The 1,735-nt window shown below is 45.4% G+C and carries 1 protein-coding gene; it reads left to right on the top strand.

Features of this window, described 5'->3' with window-relative positions:
- Positions 1 to 143 precede the first annotated feature (143 nt).
- Positions 144 to 1,571 (top strand): NAD-dependent succinate-semialdehyde dehydrogenase, encoded by a 1,428-nt coding sequence (locus L1266_RS22145; protein WP_235378358.1) that lies wholly within the window; start codon positions 144 to 146, stop codon positions 1,569 to 1,571.
- Positions 1,572 to 1,735: the final 164 nt, after the last annotated feature.

Genomic DNA, 1,735 nt, shown 5'->3' with positions numbered 1-1,735 from the left:
TGATAGCTGATAGCTGATAGCTGATAGCTGATAGCTGATAGCTGATAGCTGATAGCTGATAGCTGATAGCTGATAGCTGATAGCTGATAGCTGATAGCTGATAGCTGATAGCTGATAGCTGATAGCTTTTACTTGGAGGTTCTATGTCTGATTTGGTTTTTTCTGATTCGTTTATCGACGGTGACTTTTACTCTACGAGCCAGCGTTTTAGTGTAGATAACCCCGCAACCGCAGAGGCGATCACTCATGTCTCTGATATTGATGAAGCTGGGGTTGAGCAGGCTATAAAAAGTGCTGACGAGGCATTTAGCAAACTAAAGCAAACAACTGCAACCGAACGTAGTGAAACGCTGCGCCGTTGGTATGAGTTGGTGATTGAGCACAAGCAACAGCTTGCTGAGTTAATGACTAAAGAGCAGGGTAAACCTTTAAAAGAAGCCTTAGGCGAAGTGGAATACGGTGCAGGCTTTATTAAGTGGTTTAGCGAAGAAGCAAAGCGCAGTTATGGCGACACTATCCCTGCCACTGATAGCAAGCATCGTTTAACAACGATCAAGCAGCCCATTGGTGTGGTGGCTGGTATTACCCCTTGGAATTTCCCGATTGCCATGATCACCCGTAAAGTGGCACCCGCTTATGCCGCGGGTTGTAGTTTTGTGATTAAACCTTCGGAGCATACGCCATTATGCGCTATTGCCTTAGCCTACCTTGCTGATAAAGCAGGGTTTGTAAAAGGAGCACTGAACGTAGTGGTCTCTGAAAACGCAAAGATGGTGGGTGAGATCATGACTGAGTCTGAGCGTGTGCGTAAATTCACATTCACAGGCTCAACCGGTGTAGGTAAGCAGTTACTATCGCAGTGTGCCTCAACCATTAAGCAAACATCTATGGAACTTGGCGGCAATGCCCCGTTCATTATTTTTGATAATGCCGACTTAGATGAAGCCGTTGCTGGCCTTATGGGGGCTAAATTTAGAAACGCAGGGCAAACTTGTGTCGCCGCAAACCGAATTTTTGTTCAGCGCTCAGTGCTTGAAACGGTACTCGAAAAACTCACAGACAAAGTAGCTGAGTTAAAGGTAGGTAATGGTCTAGATGACGGGGTAGATATCGGCCCATTAATTTACCCTAAAGCAAAAGAGAAAGTTCAAACGCTTGTGCAAGATGCGGTTGATAAAGGTGCATCGTTAATCGGTGATAATAGCGAGCTTGAAGGTAGCTTTCAAGCGCCATTAATTTTAACTGATGTGACATCAGAGATGGATATCTATCATGATGAAGTGTTTGGCCCTGTAGTCAGCATCATCGCTTTTGATGACGAACAAGAAGTACTTCAGATTGCGAACGACGTACCTTACGGTTTAGCCGCATATTTTTATAGTGAAAACATCAAGCAAGTTTATCGCGTAAGCGAAGCACTTGAATACGGCATGATAGGTATTAACGAAGGCCTTATCTCAAACCCCGTAGCGCCATTTGGCGGCGTTAAACAGTCTGGTTTAGGCCGAGAAGGCGGCCACCAAGGGTTAGATGAGTACCTAGAAGAGAAGTATCTTTGTGTTAAGGTTTGAGCCGTCAGCCGTCAGCCGTCAGCCGTCAGCCGTCAGACTGATAGCTGATAGCTGATAGCTGATAGCTGATAGCTGATAGCTGATAGCTGATAGCTGATAGCTGATAGCTGATAGCTGATAGCTGATAGCTGATAGCTGATAGCTGATAGCTGATAGCTGATAGC

This window comes from Pseudoalteromonas sp. Cn5-37 (assembly GCF_021532495.1).
GTDB lineage: Bacteria > Pseudomonadota > Gammaproteobacteria > Enterobacterales > Alteromonadaceae > Pseudoalteromonas > Pseudoalteromonas simplex.
Note: the sequence above shows the minus strand (reverse complement) of the source record. Positions and strands in the feature narration are given on the sequence as shown.